The sequence below is a fragment of the Halalkalibacter oceani genome (genome assembly GCF_040544555.1).
GTDB classification, from domain to species: Bacteria; Bacillota; Bacilli; order Bacillales; family Bacillaceae_D; genus Halalkalibacter; species Halalkalibacter oceani.
Window position 1 is genome coordinate 34,998 of record NZ_JBEPKD010000001.1, and the last position, 15,253, is coordinate 50,250.

Here is a 15,253-nt window from a genome sequence, read left to right on the forward strand (position 1 = left end):
ACCTATGGTAAAATCAAGGGAGAAAGCGGATAAGATTTTTACGGAAAAGGTAGTGAATGCAATGGAAACAAAAGACGCAGAGATGATATTGAACCAGCTTCGTCAAGGAGAGATTGAAGCTTACCGCGTAACGAAAGCGGATTTTCTGTCTTTTCGGGCTGTGTTGACGAATCAGGAAGATTTTTTGCATTTTCGGGGAAATGCCCAGCATGGCGGCGAGACGATCTATACCTATGAGCCTGGCTGGACGAAATAAAAAGCTGGCCGTATTTTAAAAGAGAAAGGTGTTACGACAATGTATGTTAGAGAAGAAGAGCTGAAGACTTAATGTTCATAGAGTTATTATTGCAGATGATTTATATTTTCTTCCCTATATTATTCTATTATTCGTTGTTGCGCCATTATCCGCGACTTAAGCGCTATCATTCTATTTTAATTGGGATTATATGCGGAATTTCCATCTGGCTTTGTATGACATTTCCGATTACATTTCTCACTGGCGGACTGCTCGATGTACGCAGTGTGCCGTGGGTCGCCTCATTCCTATACGGCAATTTCATGGTCGGGACGATCTTAACGGTTCTGATGATCGCCTATCGCCTGACGCTTGGCGGTATGGGATTCTATGTCGTCCTGCTTGCCTATGTGTTATCCTATATTCTTATTTTCGTCTTTTTTAAAAATTATTTGCAATTCAGCTTTCGGAAGAAGATCCAATCGACGTGCTTGTTTATCGTCGTTCATTCGTTTTTAATTGTGCTGTTTATTCAACTCATCTTTCCGGCTTTACTGGATGAAATGATATGGTTTTATCTGTTTAATATCGGCTTGCATCTTGTGATGATGTGGGTTGTCGTATATATGATTGAGACGTTCCGTGAGAATGATTATCTACATATGGAAATGCAAAAGTCAGAAAAGCTGTATATTATCGGACAAATGGCGGCAAGCGTCGCCCATGAAATTCGCAATCCGATGACGGTAGTCAGCGGTTTTATGCAGATTCTCTCCAGGTCGGACGAATTGCCGGCCAAGCATAAAGAGCATATTTCGATTATGACGAATGAATTGGAGCGGGCTCAAATGATTATTAATGATTATTTGACATTGGCCAAGCCTCAAGTCGATAAGGCAGAGAAGATTGATTTATGCAAGGAAATGGAGCTGATCAGCCAAACTTTGTCTTCCTATGCTTTAATGAACGGCGTGGAGCTTCGATTTGAAGGACAGGACGGCCAGAGCTTGACGACTTATGGAAGTCGTGAGAAGCTGCAGCAAGTGCTGATTAATATGATTAAAAATGCAATCGAGGCGAGCCCTGCTCACGGGGAAGTCACGATTTCGCTTTCAAAAGCGAGAGAGTGGGTGTACATTCGGATTATTGATAAAGGAGTCGGTCTGTCGGAGGATCAGCTTGCCCAAATTGGAACGCCTTTTTACTCGACGAAGGAAAAAGGGACAGGGCTTGGCTTAACGGTCTCTTTCAGTATTATTCGCAGCATGAACGGAACGATTGAAGTGACAAGTAAAAAAGGAGCAGGAACGACCTTTACGATCAGGCTCCCCGCTCATAGCTAGAGCTGTCTCCGGATGATGGCGGAGCGCTGTAAGCCTAAAGCAAGCAGGCAAAAAGGCTCCTGCTTGCTTTTTCAGCTAGGCGCTCCTGCTTGCTGCTTGCTAAGTAAAAACGCGGCGGTTTCATCCAGTTGCTGTTCAAGGGCGATCGGATCCTGGAAATAAAAAGAGTCCAAATCATATTTCATGACGCAGCCGACCTGCACGGCAGGAAGGTTCTGCCATAACGGGCTGTTCTGAATGTCTTTCTTGTTCTCCTCTCCCAACTCCCGTACGCCAAGAAGAAGATAATCGGCTTCTGCAAGATACTCTGGTAAAACTTCAAGCGTCATCCCGGCCCAGCCAGCTTCAAAAGCTATCTCCTCAACCTTGACCGGAGCGCGTAAGCCCAGCTCGTTATATATGATTTCGCCACCGCGCCCATAGGAGGTGCCGTACAAGAACATTTCTTTTTCGCTGATTTCTAAAATGACGACTTTTTCATTTTTTTCTATCACGGATGCAAGCTTTTTTTCTTTTTGTCCACTGTTTTGTCGAAAGCAGCGAGCCATTAGTTTGATAATGATAATCGTTATCACGATATTGAATGAAGTATACCGACGGTAAGCTGATCTGGCCAGAGCTATTTGCTTGACTATATATATAAGAAAGTTATTGCGTGAAAGAAACAAGTACGGTACACTTATGATAATGATTTTCATTATCGTATTAGTGTTGCTGCAACTGGAAAAGGATTGAGAACCGAATGAAAAAGAGAAAAGACGGAGCTGCTGGAAATGAACAGCTTACTGATGGAGAAGCAGGCAAGGCAACCGGAAGGCCCGTTGTTTCAGTCGTGGTATTTGTTACTGGGCTGATCCTGCTGCTTGTTTCGTTAGCTGCCTCCATTTCGTTAGGAGCGGCTGAAATTGATTTTATCACTGTTTGGGAAGCGGTCTTTGCTTTTCAGCCTGATGTTACCGCACACCAGATTATTTATGAGCTGCGAATTCCGCGCTCGCTTGCGGCGCTGTTCGTTGGCGCTTTTTTGGCCGTCTCGGGAGCGATCATGCAGGGAATGACGCGAAATCCGCTTGCGTCCCCTTCGATCATGGGGGTGACCGATGGCTCGGCATTTGCGATTGCGCTTGCCTTTGCTTTCTTTCCAGGAACAAGCTATTTGGGGCTCTTGACCTGGTCTTTTGCCGGAGCAGGGCTTGGTGCGCTGATCGTCTTTGTCATTGGCAGCTTTTCGAAAAACGGCTTAACGCCGGTGAAGCTTGCCCTTGCCGGAGCGGCGGTCGGTGCTTTGCTAAGTGCGCTGTCCTCGGCAATTGCCATTCATTTTAACGTTGCGCAGGATATCAGCTTCTGGTATGCCGGGGGTGTGGCCGGTACGAAGTGGATCAGCATCCAGCTTTTAGTCCCGGTCGCGATTATCGGGTTTTGCCTGGCGCTGCTTATCTCACGCTCCGTGACGGTGCTCAGTTTAGGAGAAGATGTAGCGAAGGGACTCGGGCAGCGGACATTTGTTGTGAAAACAATAGGCGTTCTCGTTGTTGTGCTGCTTACCGGAGCAGCTGTTTCGGTCGGAGGAGCGATTGGTTTTGTCGGACTTATCATCCCTCATTTGACCCGTTTTTTAGTTGGGGTTGATTATCGTTATATTATTCCGTGCTCCGCGGTGCTTGGGGGCTTGCTGCTTGTCCTTGCCGATATCGGTGCAAGAATGCTCAATCCTCCCTATGAAACACCTGTAGGCGTTATTACTGCCCTTATCGGCGTTCCTTTTTTCCTTTACCTTGCTCGTAGTGGAAGGAGGGGATTGTAGTGAAAGGAACGGCGAATAAAAAAGCGTTGATCACAGTCGGGGCGATTGTCATCAGCATCATGCTTGTTTTTATCATTAGTCTTAATCTAGGGGTGATCCGGATTTCGCCTGGCGAAGTGTTTCGGACATTGCTCGGGGCAGGAACGGAGCAGCAGGCTCTTGTTCTGTTTGAATTCCGGCTGCCGCGGATGGTGATTGCTCTTTTAATTGGCGCGGGGCTGGCTGTGTCAGGAGCGATTTTGCAAGGCGTGTCACAGAATGGTCTTGCCGATCCGGGTATTTTAGGAATTAATACCGGTGCCGGCTTTGCTGTCGTGATGTTTATCTTTTTCTTCGAAGGAGATATGGGCGGTCTTGGCACGCTGTCTATTTTTATCATGCCGTTGTTTGCGCTTGCCGGCGCTGCGCTTGCCGCCTTCCTCATTTATGTGATTGCTTGGAAGGATGGCGTAACACCGATCCGTCTGATTCTTGTCGGGATCGGGATTAATGCCGCTTTTTCCGCGCTGCTGATTTATTTTCAGCTGAAGATGAATCCGAACGACTTTATGAGAGCGACGATCTGGCTTGCCGGTCAGATTTGGGGGACGGATTGGCGCTATGTGCTGGCACTGCTGCCGTGGATCGCGATTTTGATTCCACTCACCTTTTATAAAGCGCGCTATTTAAACGTGCTGCAGCTTGGTGATACGCTTGCTACCGGACTTGGCGCAAAGGTGGAAAAGGAAAGAAGGCTCCTGCTGTTTATTGCCGTGGCCCTGGCCGGGGCGTGCGTCGCCGTCGGCGGAGGTATTGCTTTTCTCGGCTTAGTCGCTCCTCATTTGGCGAGGAGGCTTGTCGGTCCAAAGCATCAATGGCTCATTCCGACATCTGCCTTACTGGGAGCCTTGCTGCTGCTCGTGGCTGATACGCTCGGGCGCAATTTGCTTGCCCCTTCGGAAGTTCCGGTTGGGATTGTCGTTGCGATTCTTGGGGCGCCGTATTTTATTTACTTATTAATGAAAACGAATGATGCATAAGGAGGATCAGCACAGATGGGAAAGCTAGAAACGAAGGATCTGGGCATTTCATATGGAGAGATTGAGATCGTCAAACAGCTGAATATTACAATACCGGAAGGCCAGGTCACGACGATTATTGGGCCGAATGGCTGCGGGAAGTCGACGATCTTAAAAACGATGTCCCGTTTGCTGAAGGCAAAGGATGGGGCTGTTTATCTTGACGGGAAAGCGATCCACCAGACGCCGACGAAGGAGCTGGCGCAGAAGATGGCGATCCTCCCGCAAACCCCGGAAGCACCGAATGGACTTACGGTTTACGAGCTAGTGTCATACGGCCGCTTTCCTCATCAGAAAGGGTTCGGTAAGCTGAAGGCAGAAGACAGACGCGTGATCGAATGGGCAATTGACGTAACGGGAATGAACGAATTTGCCGACCGGACGATCGATGCCCTGTCCGGGGGGCAGCGTCAGCGCGTATGGATTGCGATGGCGCTCGCTCAGGAGACCGATTTGCTGCTGCTTGATGAGCCGACGACATATCTTGATTTGGCTCACCAGCTGGAGGTTCTTCAATTGCTGGAACGTCTGAACAAAATTGAAGGGCGGACGATCGTGATGGTCATTCATGATTTGAACCATGCGGCCCGCTTCGCTCATTATATGATTGCCTTAAACAAAGGAACGGTCATTAAAGAAGGGACAGCCAATGAAGTGATGACTTCTGATGTGCTGCGAAAGGTATTTCAAATTGATGCGGAAATCGTCACCGATCCCCGGACAAATAAGCCGGTTTGCCTGACCTATGACCTTAGCCACGAGCAGGAAGACGTACGGCTCGCTACGCCTGTTTTGGCGTAATGAAGCATGAAAGGTCCCGGCTTGTGAGGCTGGGGCAACCAATGTGGTTTTGTCCCGGATGCAGCGTTGATATTGGAAAAAGAGGTAGGGATTGGATAGTGAAACGAGGAGGAAATCTCGTTCATGTTTTGGGAGGCTGGGAAAAAGGTTGTTTTTTGACCTTTTTCCCCAGCCTCTCTAAGCAATGAGCGGAACCGCCACGATCTTTTAAAGCCCGTTGTGAGTGGGTTTCTCACAACGGGCTTGTGGCGTGTGAAGCCATTGCCAGTAGGTCCAAAGCTAGTTTTGTCTCAAGCTTTTTTCTTTTACCTTTTTATCCTGTTGTGCTTTATAATGTTAACATACGATAGGCAAAGTAGGGTGGTTACATGAAGGCTGTTGGGATTACGGGGGTAGGCGTTTATCTACCGGAAGAAGTGGTAACGAATAAAGATTTGGAAGAAATGGTTGAAACGAGTGATAAATGGATTCAAACGCGGACAGGAATAAGGGAAAGAAGGGTGGCGAACAGGGAAACCGATACATCCGACATGGCGATTTCAGCGGCAAAACAGGCGCTTAATGATGCCGGGCTGGCGGCTAAGGAGATTGATTTCATTATTGTTGCTACAGCGACACCTGATCATGCTGTTCCGTCCGTTGCTTGTCTCGTGCAGCAGGCACTCGGGATTGAGGATGTGCCGGCAATGGATGTCAGCGCAGCATGCTCGGGCTTTATTTATGCCCTTGTGACGGGCAAGCAGTTTATCGAAACGAATACATATGAGCACGTTCTTATTATCGGAAGTGAAAAATTTTCTAAAATTGTCGACTGGACGGACCGCAATACGTGTGTCTTATTTGGAGACGGGGCCGGGGCTGTGATTTTAAGTGAAGTGTCGGCGGGCAAAGGGATTTTATCATTTGAGCTTGGCGCTGACGGCCGAGGGGCGGAGCATTTGCTCGTGTCTTCGGAAAGCGGCTATGTCGAAATGAAAGGCAGGGAAGTGTTCAAGTTCGCAGTAAGGCAAATGCCTGAATCGAGCCTTGAGGTCGTAAGGCGCGCTGGACTGACGAATGAGGATGTTGATTTTCTCGTGCCGCATCAGGCGAATCTCCGCATTATTGAGGCGGCAAGAGAGCGGCTGAGCCTCGCGCCGGACAAGGTGGCAGCGACCGTGAAATGGCACGGCAATACATCGGCAGCTTCGATTCCGCTCGCTTTGTTCGCAGAGCTGCAGGCTGGCAAGATTAAGGATGAAGATATTGTCGTCATGGTAGGGTTTGGCGGAGGACTTACGTGGGGAGCCGTCTGTTTAAAATGGGGGAAATGAACGAAAGGAGCATAACGATGAAAAAACGAGTAGTTGTAACAGGAATAGGCGCCGTCAGTCCACTCGGACATGATGCGGCTACAACATGGGAACAGATCAAAAACGGAAAATCCGGTGTCGCGCCAATAACGCGAATTGATACGGAACATTTCCAGGTGAAAGTGGCAGGAGAAGTGAAGGATTTTCAACCCGAGCAGTTTATCGACAGCAAGGAAGCAAGACGAATGGGACGCTTCACGCAATTCGCGATCGCCGCCAGTAAAATGGCATTGGAGGATGCGCGCGTTCAAATCGGGAATAATGTCTCGCCGGAGCGGATCGGCGTTTGGATCGGTTCAGGGATTGGCGGGCTTGATGCGTTTGAAGAACAGCATAAGCGCTATTTAAGCAAAGGACCGAAACGGGTAAGTCCATTCATCATTCCGATGCTAATTCCTGATATGGCCTCGGGACGCGTTTCGATTGAAGTCGGAGCGAAGGGCATTAATAATTGCTCGGTCACGGCCTGCGCCTCAGGAGCCAACTCGATTGGCGATGCGTACCGGGCGATACAAAATGGCGAAGCGGATATGATGATCACAGGGGGAACTGAGGCGGCGATCACCGAAATGACGATAGCCGGTTTTTCAAACATGACAGCGCTCTCGACGAACCCTGATCCAGAGCAGGCCAGCCGGCCGTTCGATAAAGAGCGGGATGGCTTTGTCATCGCCGAGGGGGCGGGTGTGCTCATCCTTGAGGAACTGGAGCATGCCAAGGCAAGAGGAGCGAGCATTTACGCTGAACTCGGCGGCTATGGGGCGACCGGTGACGCCTATCATATTACGACCCCTGCCCCGGCCGGGGAAGGCGGTCAGCGCGCCATACGAAAAGCGCTCGCCGATGCCGGCCTTCAGCCTGAAGAGGTTCAGTACGTTAATGCGCACGGAACATCCACTTATTATAATGATCTTTATGAAACGATGGCGATCAAGGAAGTGTTTCAAGATCATGCTTACAAGCTTGCCGTCAGCTCGACCAAATCGATGACCGGGCATCTGCTCGGAGCAGCCGGCGCCCTGGAAGCGATTTTTTCCGTATTGACGATCAGGGATGGGATCATTCCACCAACGATTCATTATCAGACACGAGACCCCGAGCTTGATTTGAATTATGTGCCAAACGAAACGATCAATCAGTCAGTCACTGTCGCCATCTCGAATTCATTTGGCTTTGGCGGCCATAATGTGACGTTACTCTTTAAGCAGTTTCAATAAGTGATTAACGGGGCTGGGACAACTTTTTGTCTCGGCCCCTAAGTCATGTAGTCAGCCGGATAAAACGGTTCGCAGGGGTCATTTTAGGATGTGGACGGGATATTCTGAGCGGAGTCAGCATAGCAATAAGAATGAAAAAAGAAGGGAAACACCGGGTGGAGACCGAAGAGTACGGGGAGAGCTTTAAAAGGGACGGAGACGAACGAGAGAAGAATATTCCAAACTTGCCAATCAATTTTTTTGGGATATTCTCTAAAATAATGGTTTAAATGTGGTTTAATAAGGGTATCGATGTAAGCGTAACATGATACAAGGGAGGGTAGATAGATGAGATTGCGAAGCAGATCAGCAGTGGGCTACGGTAAAAAAACAGGCCTTTTTCTCACATTGTTTGCCGCTCTTGGAATTGCGATGAATGGATCGACGATTTACGGCTTTGATGAAAAGAAGGAAAAAGATGAGGATGCTGTGCTGTATTATTCATCTTCTACGATTCATAAAATAACGGAGGCGCAGACAAGTCATCAGGATGATCCCTCGGCCTTTTTCCCTGTTACAGCAGACGGATACCAGGAAGGAATCGAAACATATTTACAGGCGGCGACTGAAAATATGATGCATAGTCAAAAAAACTTTCTGGTTGAAGATTACTTATTTTTATATACAGAAAGCGAAGCGAGCAAGCGGGAGCTTCTCGACCAATACTTAAAAAGCATTCAAAGCGGTTCAGAAGTGTGGTGTATTTTAACAGCTGCCGACACTTATCTAGGCAAGGAAGTAAGGGAGCTTACGGTGGAAGAAACGGCCATGCTCGTCGGCCATGTTATCGCTGAAGGAGAACAGCCAATGCCAGCAGCGGAAAACAGCTACGCATCGGAACCAACAAATGCAGGCTTTCGCTTTGGAGGCGTGGAGCCGATTTCAAACGTGCAGCAAGTTTCCAGTAAGGCTGAAGCCGAAACAATGAAAAAGCTGACAGCGCCTCTCACCTTTCCACAGACTGATGTTCCTTTTCCAGCAAAACGCTCTACTCTCGATACATTATAAAAAGGGTTGTCGACAGGCTGTCGCTCAACCCTTTATAAATGACTCATCCCCTCACATTCCACAAAAATCCGTTTAACAGCTGAAACTATATACGCTGCTGGAGCTTGTTCCGCCAATGCACTGCCAGTTCAGGCACCGTCAGAAGACGTTCGAGCGCGTCACGGGGAACGTTGCGCTGCAAATAGACTTCGTTCGCTTCAAGCACCGAGACACGATGAGCGTTTTCTTCAAGCAGCTTCAAATCTGAGTCGGCGCGGACGGTTCCTTCTTCCAATACACGGCAAAGATAGCCGGTGTAGCCGGTTTGCACGAGCCGCTTCAGCAACCCGCGCACGGCGGTGTGCTTTTCGATTGTATGGCATGGCTCTCTTCCCTGTGTTACTTGAATGACCGCTTCGCCAAGCTGATAAATATCACCGATATACACATCGCGTTCAAGCCGGTTTTTAACCGTAATATTCTCTCCAAAGGCGGATGGGGGAAGCGAGGTCGAGAATTCCTCATTCCACTTTGCATAATGTTCCCATGGATAGAGACAAACGGCCCGGTCACGGCCGCCATGATGCTTTTTATCAGCGACATCATCTCCGTTGAAGCCGTCTTTTGTTAAAAAAACCTCGGACACAAATTGTTTTTCGATCCCAGTATACAGTTCTTTGTCTTGCCCGTAAACGAGTTGTTTAGGCAGAGCTACGGCGACGTTTGTAATTTCAAAGCTTTTCGACATATGCTTCCCTCTTTCAAATGTTTCGTGACTACAGTCAGTTTACCATAGCTGACTGCCTGAATGGTTGCACATTTAGTAGGAAAAAGCGATAGCCGCTGTACGCGTTCCCGTGTTATCGTAAAAGGAATATCATATTTTTTCGGAAAGAGGGATCAGAATGAAGCAAAAGGTTCTTTCCTATATGAGAGTCGATGAGCGTGTGCGGGCTGAACTGGAAAAGGAATTTGACGTGACATCATTTCAAAACCATGAGTATGTCGGAGATCCGCGCTTTGATCAGGCTTTAAAAGAAGCGGACGGCATTATCGGCCTTGCCCTTAAGGTGACGAAGGAGCTGCTCGAGCTCGCTCCGAATGTGAAAATCGTTTCCAACGTCTCTGTCGGCTATGACAATCTTGATTTAGAAGAGCTGACAAAGCGCCAGATTATGGCGACCAATACGCCGAATATTCTTGATGATACGACAGCCGATGCGATGTTCGGCCTGCTGTTGGCCACTGCCAGACGTATTCCTGAGCTCGATCACTATGTGAAAGCCGGGCAATGGACAGTTTCCTTGCAGCCGGAGCAATACGGGATCGATGTTCATCATAAAACATTAGGGATTATCGGCATGGGCAATATCGGCACGGCGATCGCCAAGCGGGCTCACCTCGGATTTGATATGAAGATTTTATATCATAATCGTTCGCGCCGGCCTGAAGCGGAGGAACGGTTCCAGGCGACCTATTGCGAACTTGATGAACTGCTTGAACGTTCTGACTATGTCTGTCTCATGGTTCCCGCTTCCAAAGCTACGAAGCATTTGATTGGAAAAGCGGAATTTCAGCGGATGAAGCGAACAGCGATTTTTATTAATGGCTCACGCGGACAAAATATCGATGAAGAAGCACTTTATGAGGCACTTGTACAAGGAGAGATTCGCGCCGCCGGAATGGATGTTTTCACCGAAGAGCCGACCCGGCCCGACAATCCGCTCTTGTCGCTTTCAAATGTAGTGACATTGCCGCATATCGGCTCGTCGACGATCGAATGTGAATATCAGATGTCGAAGCTGGCCGCAGACAATTTGCGAAAGGGATTACAAGGACAAAAGCCACCAACCCTGATTAACGAGGAAGTCTGGAACAGGCGGGAACCATAAATCTCCCTGGCAAGGTGCCGACTAGCTCTGCTGAACAGTCACATTCAGAAACGTATTCATACACTCCACCATCGCAACCTTATGAGGCTTTCTCTGAGGTTGCTTTTTGTTTGTTGAAAAAACGATTGAAAAGTCTGATCATTCATTATATAGTAAAAGTAATAAGTTAATTATTAATTGTTAACATTTTAGCAAGGGAGGAGGCAGTCGTGACGGAGCTTCTTTTTGCTGAGCAGATCAAGCAAGCGACACATGTTAAAGTCGCGAATTACATTCGAAAAGGCATACTCACCGGGAAATGGGCTTTTCGCGAGCACTTGAATGAAAAATTGGTCTCGGAGGAGCTCGGCTTAAGCAGGGGACCTGTCCGCGATGCGATTAAACAGCTACATATCGAAGGGTTGATTGAGATTCCGGGCAATGGCAGACCTTATGTCGTCGGTTTTTCAGACAAAAGCTTCGCGGACTGGTGCAGGATGAGAACGTATTTAGAAACACTGGCGATCCAGGAAAGCGTGGAAGCAGGTGACAGCCGGGCTTATCACGAAATGACCGAGATCGTAAAGGCGATGGAATCCGTCGCCGCCGCTGAGCGTGAGCCGTATATTTGGCTGGATCTTTATTTTCACCGCCGGCTCGTGGAAAGCAGTCAAAACCGGGCATTATGCAAGCTGTGGGAAACGTTGTCGCCCTGCTTGTATACGCTGCTGGAGCTAATTGCGGAGCGCTATGATCAGCAAAAACAAATCGGCATGCATCAGGAGATTCTTACTCATCTGCAGCGCGGAGAGAGCCGGCAGGCGATTGACTGTATGACGACGCATATTCAAGCCGGCAAGCAGACGGTGGAACAGGTAGTGCTATTTTCGTCCGGACGGGGATAAAGGGGGAGCAAGATGATTGATATTAATAATAAGGAGAGCCTGCATAGCTATTTGCTGGATCGCCATTTGATTCAAACGGGAGAACATGTTCAGTACACTTCGTTAACGGGTGGTGTTTCCTGCAAGGTTGTCAGGGTCGAGCGAAAGAAAAGAAGCTTCGTTGTTAAGCAGGCATTGTCAAAGCTCAACGTGAAGGATGACTGGTTTTCCGATATTCGCCGCATTTTGATTGAAAAAGACTGTCTGATTGCGCTTAACGAGCTGATTCCCGAAGCGGTGCCTGATTTTGTCCATAGTGACGACGAGCAGTATCTTTATGTGATGGAGGCGGCCCCGCTTGAGGCAGTGGTGTGGAAGCAGCAATTATTAGCAGGGCGGCTTGATTTTCAAGTAACAGAGCAAATTGCAATTGCGCTCGCCACTGTCCATCAGCATGCGGCAAAAAGTAAGCGTTTCCATGAGCGGTTTGCCAATCAGCAGATTTTTAAAGAGCTGCGGATTTCTCCCTACCTGGAGACGGTCAAAGAAAAGCATCCGTCCTTACAAGCGATGATTGACGAGACGATTGCTCTCCTGCTTGAGCAGCGGCTGACGCTTGTCCATGGCGACTTCAGCCCGAAGAATATTCTCGTTACGAAAAAACGGTTGTATCTTCTTGATTATGAGGTCGCTCACATCGGTCATCCAGCATTTGACCTCGCCTTTGTGACGACGCATTTTCTGTTGAAGTCGATCAACGAAAAGAAATGGGCGCCGGCCTATTTGCATCTGATGCAATGCTTTATCGCCAGCTATTTCAAGCATATCGACTTTATCGACCGGCAGCAGCTGGAGCGCGAGACGGTCAGATTGCTCGCCTTTTTGTTTCTCGCCAGAGTCGACGGCAAATCACCTGCCGAGTATATCACGGCAGCTGAAGATAAAGCGCTAATTCGTGAGCTCAGCTACGAGATCATCAGCTCCGCTGTCACGTTTCACGATGTTCAGCACGTCATGTTAAAAAAACGAGGAGGCTCTTATGAATCCATTTGCGATTACTGAAATAAAAGCACGCCAGGTTTTTGATTCCCGCTCTGTTCCGACAGTCGAGGTTGATGTCCATTTAGCCGGAGGAGGCTGGGGACGGGGGACGGTTCCGTCAGGCGCGTCAACCGGAAAATTCGAAGCACTGGAGCTGCGCGACGGAGACGCTGGCTCATTTCAGGGGAAGGCGGTCTATCAGGCGATCGGGCATGTCGAGTCGATTATCGCTCCTGCTTTGCTCGGTTTAGATGCGACCGACCAGGTGGCGATTGATCAATTGTTGTGCCAGCTCGATGGAACGGAAAATAAGTCACGGCTCGGAGCGAACAGCATACTTGCCGTTTCGATGGCGGTCGCCTGGGCCGCAGCGCGCGGAAGCAACGTCCCGCTATACCGCTATTTAGGCGGAGCGAATGCGAAGCAGCTGCCGCTGCCGATGATTCAAATTATCGGCGGCGGCGCCCATGCGAGAGCGACAACCGACCTCCAGGATTATCTCGTCATTCCGGTCGGCTCAACGAGCTTTTCACAGGGCTATGAAATGGTCGTCAATGTGTATCAGGCAACGAAAAAAGTCTTCGAAAGACAAGGGAAGCCTTTAGCGACGGCCGATGAAGGCGGCTTTTGGCCGACGGGCTTCAGCACGAATGAAGAAGGCTTGCAGCTACTAGTGGAAGGAATTGAAGAAGCGGGCTATCAGCCGGGCAAAGAGGTGGCGATTGCGCTCGATATCGCCTCGAGTGAGTTTTACGAGGAGGATGGCAGCTACCGTCTTGCTTTAGAGAATCGTTCCTTTACGCGTGATGAGTTTATTGATTATCTGTGTGATTTGGCTGATCGCTATCCGATTATCTCCATTGAAGACGGGATGGCAGAAACCGACTGGGAAGGCTCGCGCAAGCTGACGGAAAGAATCGGCAAGCGGCTGCAGCTGATCGGTGATGATCTGTTCACGACATCAGTTCCCCGCATTCAAAAAGGAGTCCGGCAAGGTGTCTATAATTCGGTTCTGATTAAAATGAATCAAATCGGCACAATTACGGAAACGTTGGATGCGATTGAGTCGACGAAAAGCGCCGGGTACTTGCCCGTTATTTCTGCCCGTTCAGGGGAGACGGAGGATGCAACAATCGTTCATTTGGCAATTGCGACAAATGCCGGTCAGCTAAAGGTTGGCTCGGTCGCGCGATCTGAAAGAACGGTGAAATGGAATGAAGTGCTGCGGATTGAAGAGGAGCTTGGAGCTGCTGCGCACTATGCCGGGAAGGATATTTTTAAGAGGATTTTAAGCTGACAGTTTGCGAGAATGGCAAAAGAGGCTTTCAGAGAAAGCGAACAGTGCCGAGCGTTTCGCTTTAGAGGACCTTCCTTTTGACAGAACGCTATGTTTTCGGCTCCATTATTGGTATACTTACTGGGAAAACGTCTGGAGAAGGAAGGTCAACGATGTCAGAGGAAACGATTACGAGAATATCTCAAGATGGCAAGGAATTTATTCTAGTTGGAACGGCTCACGTCTCGAAAAAAAGCGCGGAGCAGGTCAAAGAAGTAATTGAAACAGAGCGTCCGGACGCTGTTTGTGTCGAGCTGGATCAGCAGCGGTTTGAAACGATCCAAAACCAGGATCGCTGGAAGGAAATGGACATTTTTAAAATTATGAAGGCGAAGAAAACAACGTTTCTATTAATGAATCTCGTCATCTCTTCCTTTCAAAAGCGGATCGCCAAGCAATTCGGCATTCAGCCGGGGCAGGAAATGATCCAAGGAATCGAGTCGGCCAAAGAAGTAGGCGCCGAACTTGTTCTGGCTGATCGCAACATACAAATCACCTTTGCCCGCATTTGGCGCAACGTCGGCTTCTGGGGCAAGGCGAAGCTGTTGACGCAGATGATTGGCAGCATTTTTACAAATGAAACGATCTCGGAAGAAGAGCTGGAGAAAATGAAATCTCAGGATATGCTTAACGCCACGCTTCAGGATTTTTCTGCTTCCTTTCCGCGTTTAAAGGTTCCGCTCATTGACGAGCGAGATCAATATTTGGCGCAGAAGATCAAAGAAGCACCGGGCAAAAAGGTCGTGGCGGTGCTTGGCGCGGCCCACGTGCCGGGAATTACGGAGGAAATCAAAAAAGAACAGGATTTACAGGCGTTAACGAAACTTCCTCCAAAATCGAAGCTGCCGAAGATCATTGGCTGGGCGATTCCGATTATGATTCTGGCCGTTATCGCCTACACGTTCATCGCCAACCCATCAGCTGGACTCCAGCAGACGATTAGCTGGATACTGTGGAACGGATCATTTGCCGCCCTTGGAGCGGCGATTGCCTTTGGTCATCCGTTAACGATTTTGACCGCCTTTGTCGTCGCGCCGATCAGCTCGCTCAATCCATTAATTGCCGCAGGCTGGTTTGCCGGGTTTGTACAAGCTTATTTCCGCCGGCCGAATGTCGGTGATCTGGAAAGCCTTGCCGATGATGTCGTTTCTGTCAAAGGCTTCTGGCAAAATAAAGTGACGCGCATTTTGCTGATTATTATTTTTACGAACATTGGCAGCACGCTTGGCACGGTCGTCGGCGGTACGGATGTCATTCGTGTCTTTCTTGAAAATTTGTAACG

Annotated in this window: 15 protein-coding genes; 13 read left to right on the plus strand and 2 right to left on the minus strand. The window is 48.8% G+C overall.

Annotation, left to right across the window (positions count from 1 at the left end):
- Positions 1-61 precede the first annotated feature (61 nt).
- Both ykzS and ABMB67_RS00190 read left to right on the plus strand, forming a co-directional pair.
- The gene (ykzS, locus tag ABMB67_RS00185; RefSeq protein WP_251222121.1) at positions 62-256 is read left to right on the plus strand and encodes a protein YkzS; all 195 of its coding nucleotides are present in this window, start codon (positions 62-64) and stop codon (positions 254-256) included.
- Positions 257-327: 71 nt separating this feature from the next.
- On the plus strand, positions 328-1,578 hold the full coding sequence (locus tag ABMB67_RS00190; RefSeq protein WP_354570738.1) for an ATP-binding protein: 1,251 nt from the start codon (positions 328-330) through the stop codon (positions 1,576-1,578).
- A gap of 71 nt (positions 1,579-1,649) precedes the next feature.
- Here ABMB67_RS00190 and ABMB67_RS00195 read toward each other — a convergent pair whose 3' ends face one another.
- Positions 1,650-2,246: a TroA family protein gene (locus tag ABMB67_RS00195; RefSeq protein ID WP_354570739.1), complete on the minus strand. Its 597-nt coding sequence runs from the start codon at positions 2,244-2,246 to the stop codon at positions 1,650-1,652.
- Between the two features lie 74 nt (positions 2,247-2,320).
- On the opposite strand from ABMB67_RS00195, the gene ABMB67_RS00200 reads away from it, so the two are divergent.
- The 6 genes from ABMB67_RS00200 (at position 2,321) to ABMB67_RS00225 (ending at position 8,860) form a co-directional block, all read left to right on the plus strand.
- Positions 2,321-3,385 carry a FecCD family ABC transporter permease gene (locus ABMB67_RS00200; protein ID WP_354570740.1) on the plus strand — a complete coding sequence of 355 codons (1,065 nt, stop codon included), beginning with the start codon at positions 2,321-2,323 and terminating at the stop codon, positions 3,383-3,385.
- Positions 3,386-3,444: 59 nt separating this feature from the next.
- A complete protein-coding gene (locus tag ABMB67_RS00205) occupies positions 3,445-4,404 on the plus strand; it encodes a FecCD family ABC transporter permease (RefSeq protein ID WP_251222240.1) in 960 nt (319 codons plus the stop codon).
- A 15-nt stretch (positions 4,405-4,419) separates the two neighbouring features.
- Positions 4,420-5,244: an ABC transporter ATP-binding protein gene (locus tag ABMB67_RS00210; RefSeq protein ID WP_251222125.1), complete on the plus strand. Its 825-nt coding sequence runs from the start codon at positions 4,420-4,422 to the stop codon at positions 5,242-5,244.
- Between the two features lie 368 nt (positions 5,245-5,612).
- Positions 5,613-6,557, plus strand: coding sequence for a beta-ketoacyl-ACP synthase III (locus tag ABMB67_RS00215; protein ID WP_251222126.1), 945 nt, complete (start codon positions 5,613-5,615; stop codon positions 6,555-6,557).
- 17 nt (positions 6,558-6,574) lie between these two features.
- Positions 6,575-7,813 carry a beta-ketoacyl-ACP synthase II gene (fabF, locus tag ABMB67_RS00220; RefSeq protein ID WP_354570741.1) on the plus strand — a complete coding sequence of 413 codons (1,239 nt, stop codon included), beginning with the start codon at positions 6,575-6,577 and terminating at the stop codon, positions 7,811-7,813.
- 327 nt (positions 7,814-8,140) lie between these two features.
- Entirely contained in the window at positions 8,141-8,860 is a 720-nt protein-coding gene (locus tag ABMB67_RS00225; protein ID WP_354570742.1) for a transglycosylase domain-containing protein, read from the plus strand.
- A gap of 85 nt (positions 8,861-8,945) precedes the next feature.
- Here the strand turns inward: ABMB67_RS00225 and ABMB67_RS00230 are convergent, their stop codons facing one another.
- The gene (locus ABMB67_RS00230; protein WP_354570743.1) at positions 8,946-9,587 is read right to left on the minus strand and encodes an MOSC domain-containing protein; all 642 of its coding nucleotides are present in this window, start codon (positions 9,585-9,587) and stop codon (positions 8,946-8,948) included.
- A 157-nt stretch (positions 9,588-9,744) separates the two neighbouring features.
- Here ABMB67_RS00230 and ABMB67_RS00235 point away from each other — a divergent pair, with 157 nt between their 5' ends.
- From ABMB67_RS00235 to ABMB67_RS00255, 5 genes are all read left to right on the plus strand, one after another.
- Positions 9,745-10,731 carry a 2-hydroxyacid dehydrogenase gene (locus tag ABMB67_RS00235; RefSeq protein WP_354570744.1) on the plus strand — a complete coding sequence of 329 codons (987 nt, stop codon included), beginning with the start codon at positions 9,745-9,747 and terminating at the stop codon, positions 10,729-10,731.
- A 209-nt stretch (positions 10,732-10,940) separates the two neighbouring features.
- The gene (locus ABMB67_RS00240; protein ID WP_354570745.1) at positions 10,941-11,615 is read left to right on the plus strand and encodes a GntR family transcriptional regulator; all 675 of its coding nucleotides are present in this window, start codon (positions 10,941-10,943) and stop codon (positions 11,613-11,615) included.
- A gap of 12 nt (positions 11,616-11,627) precedes the next feature.
- Entirely contained in the window at positions 11,628-12,656 is a 1,029-nt protein-coding gene (locus ABMB67_RS00245) for a phosphotransferase family protein (protein ID WP_354570746.1), read from the plus strand.
- Positions 12,634-13,932, plus strand: a complete 1,299-nt coding sequence (eno, locus tag ABMB67_RS00250; protein WP_354570747.1) for a phosphopyruvate hydratase — start codon at positions 12,634-12,636, stop codon at positions 13,930-13,932. Before ABMB67_RS00245 ends, eno begins: the two co-directional genes overlap by 23 nt.
- 152 nt (positions 13,933-14,084) lie before the next feature.
- Entirely contained in the window at positions 14,085-15,251 is a 1,167-nt protein-coding gene (locus ABMB67_RS00255) for a TraB/GumN family protein (protein WP_251222134.1), read from the plus strand.
- Positions 15,252-15,253: the final 2 nt, after the last annotated feature.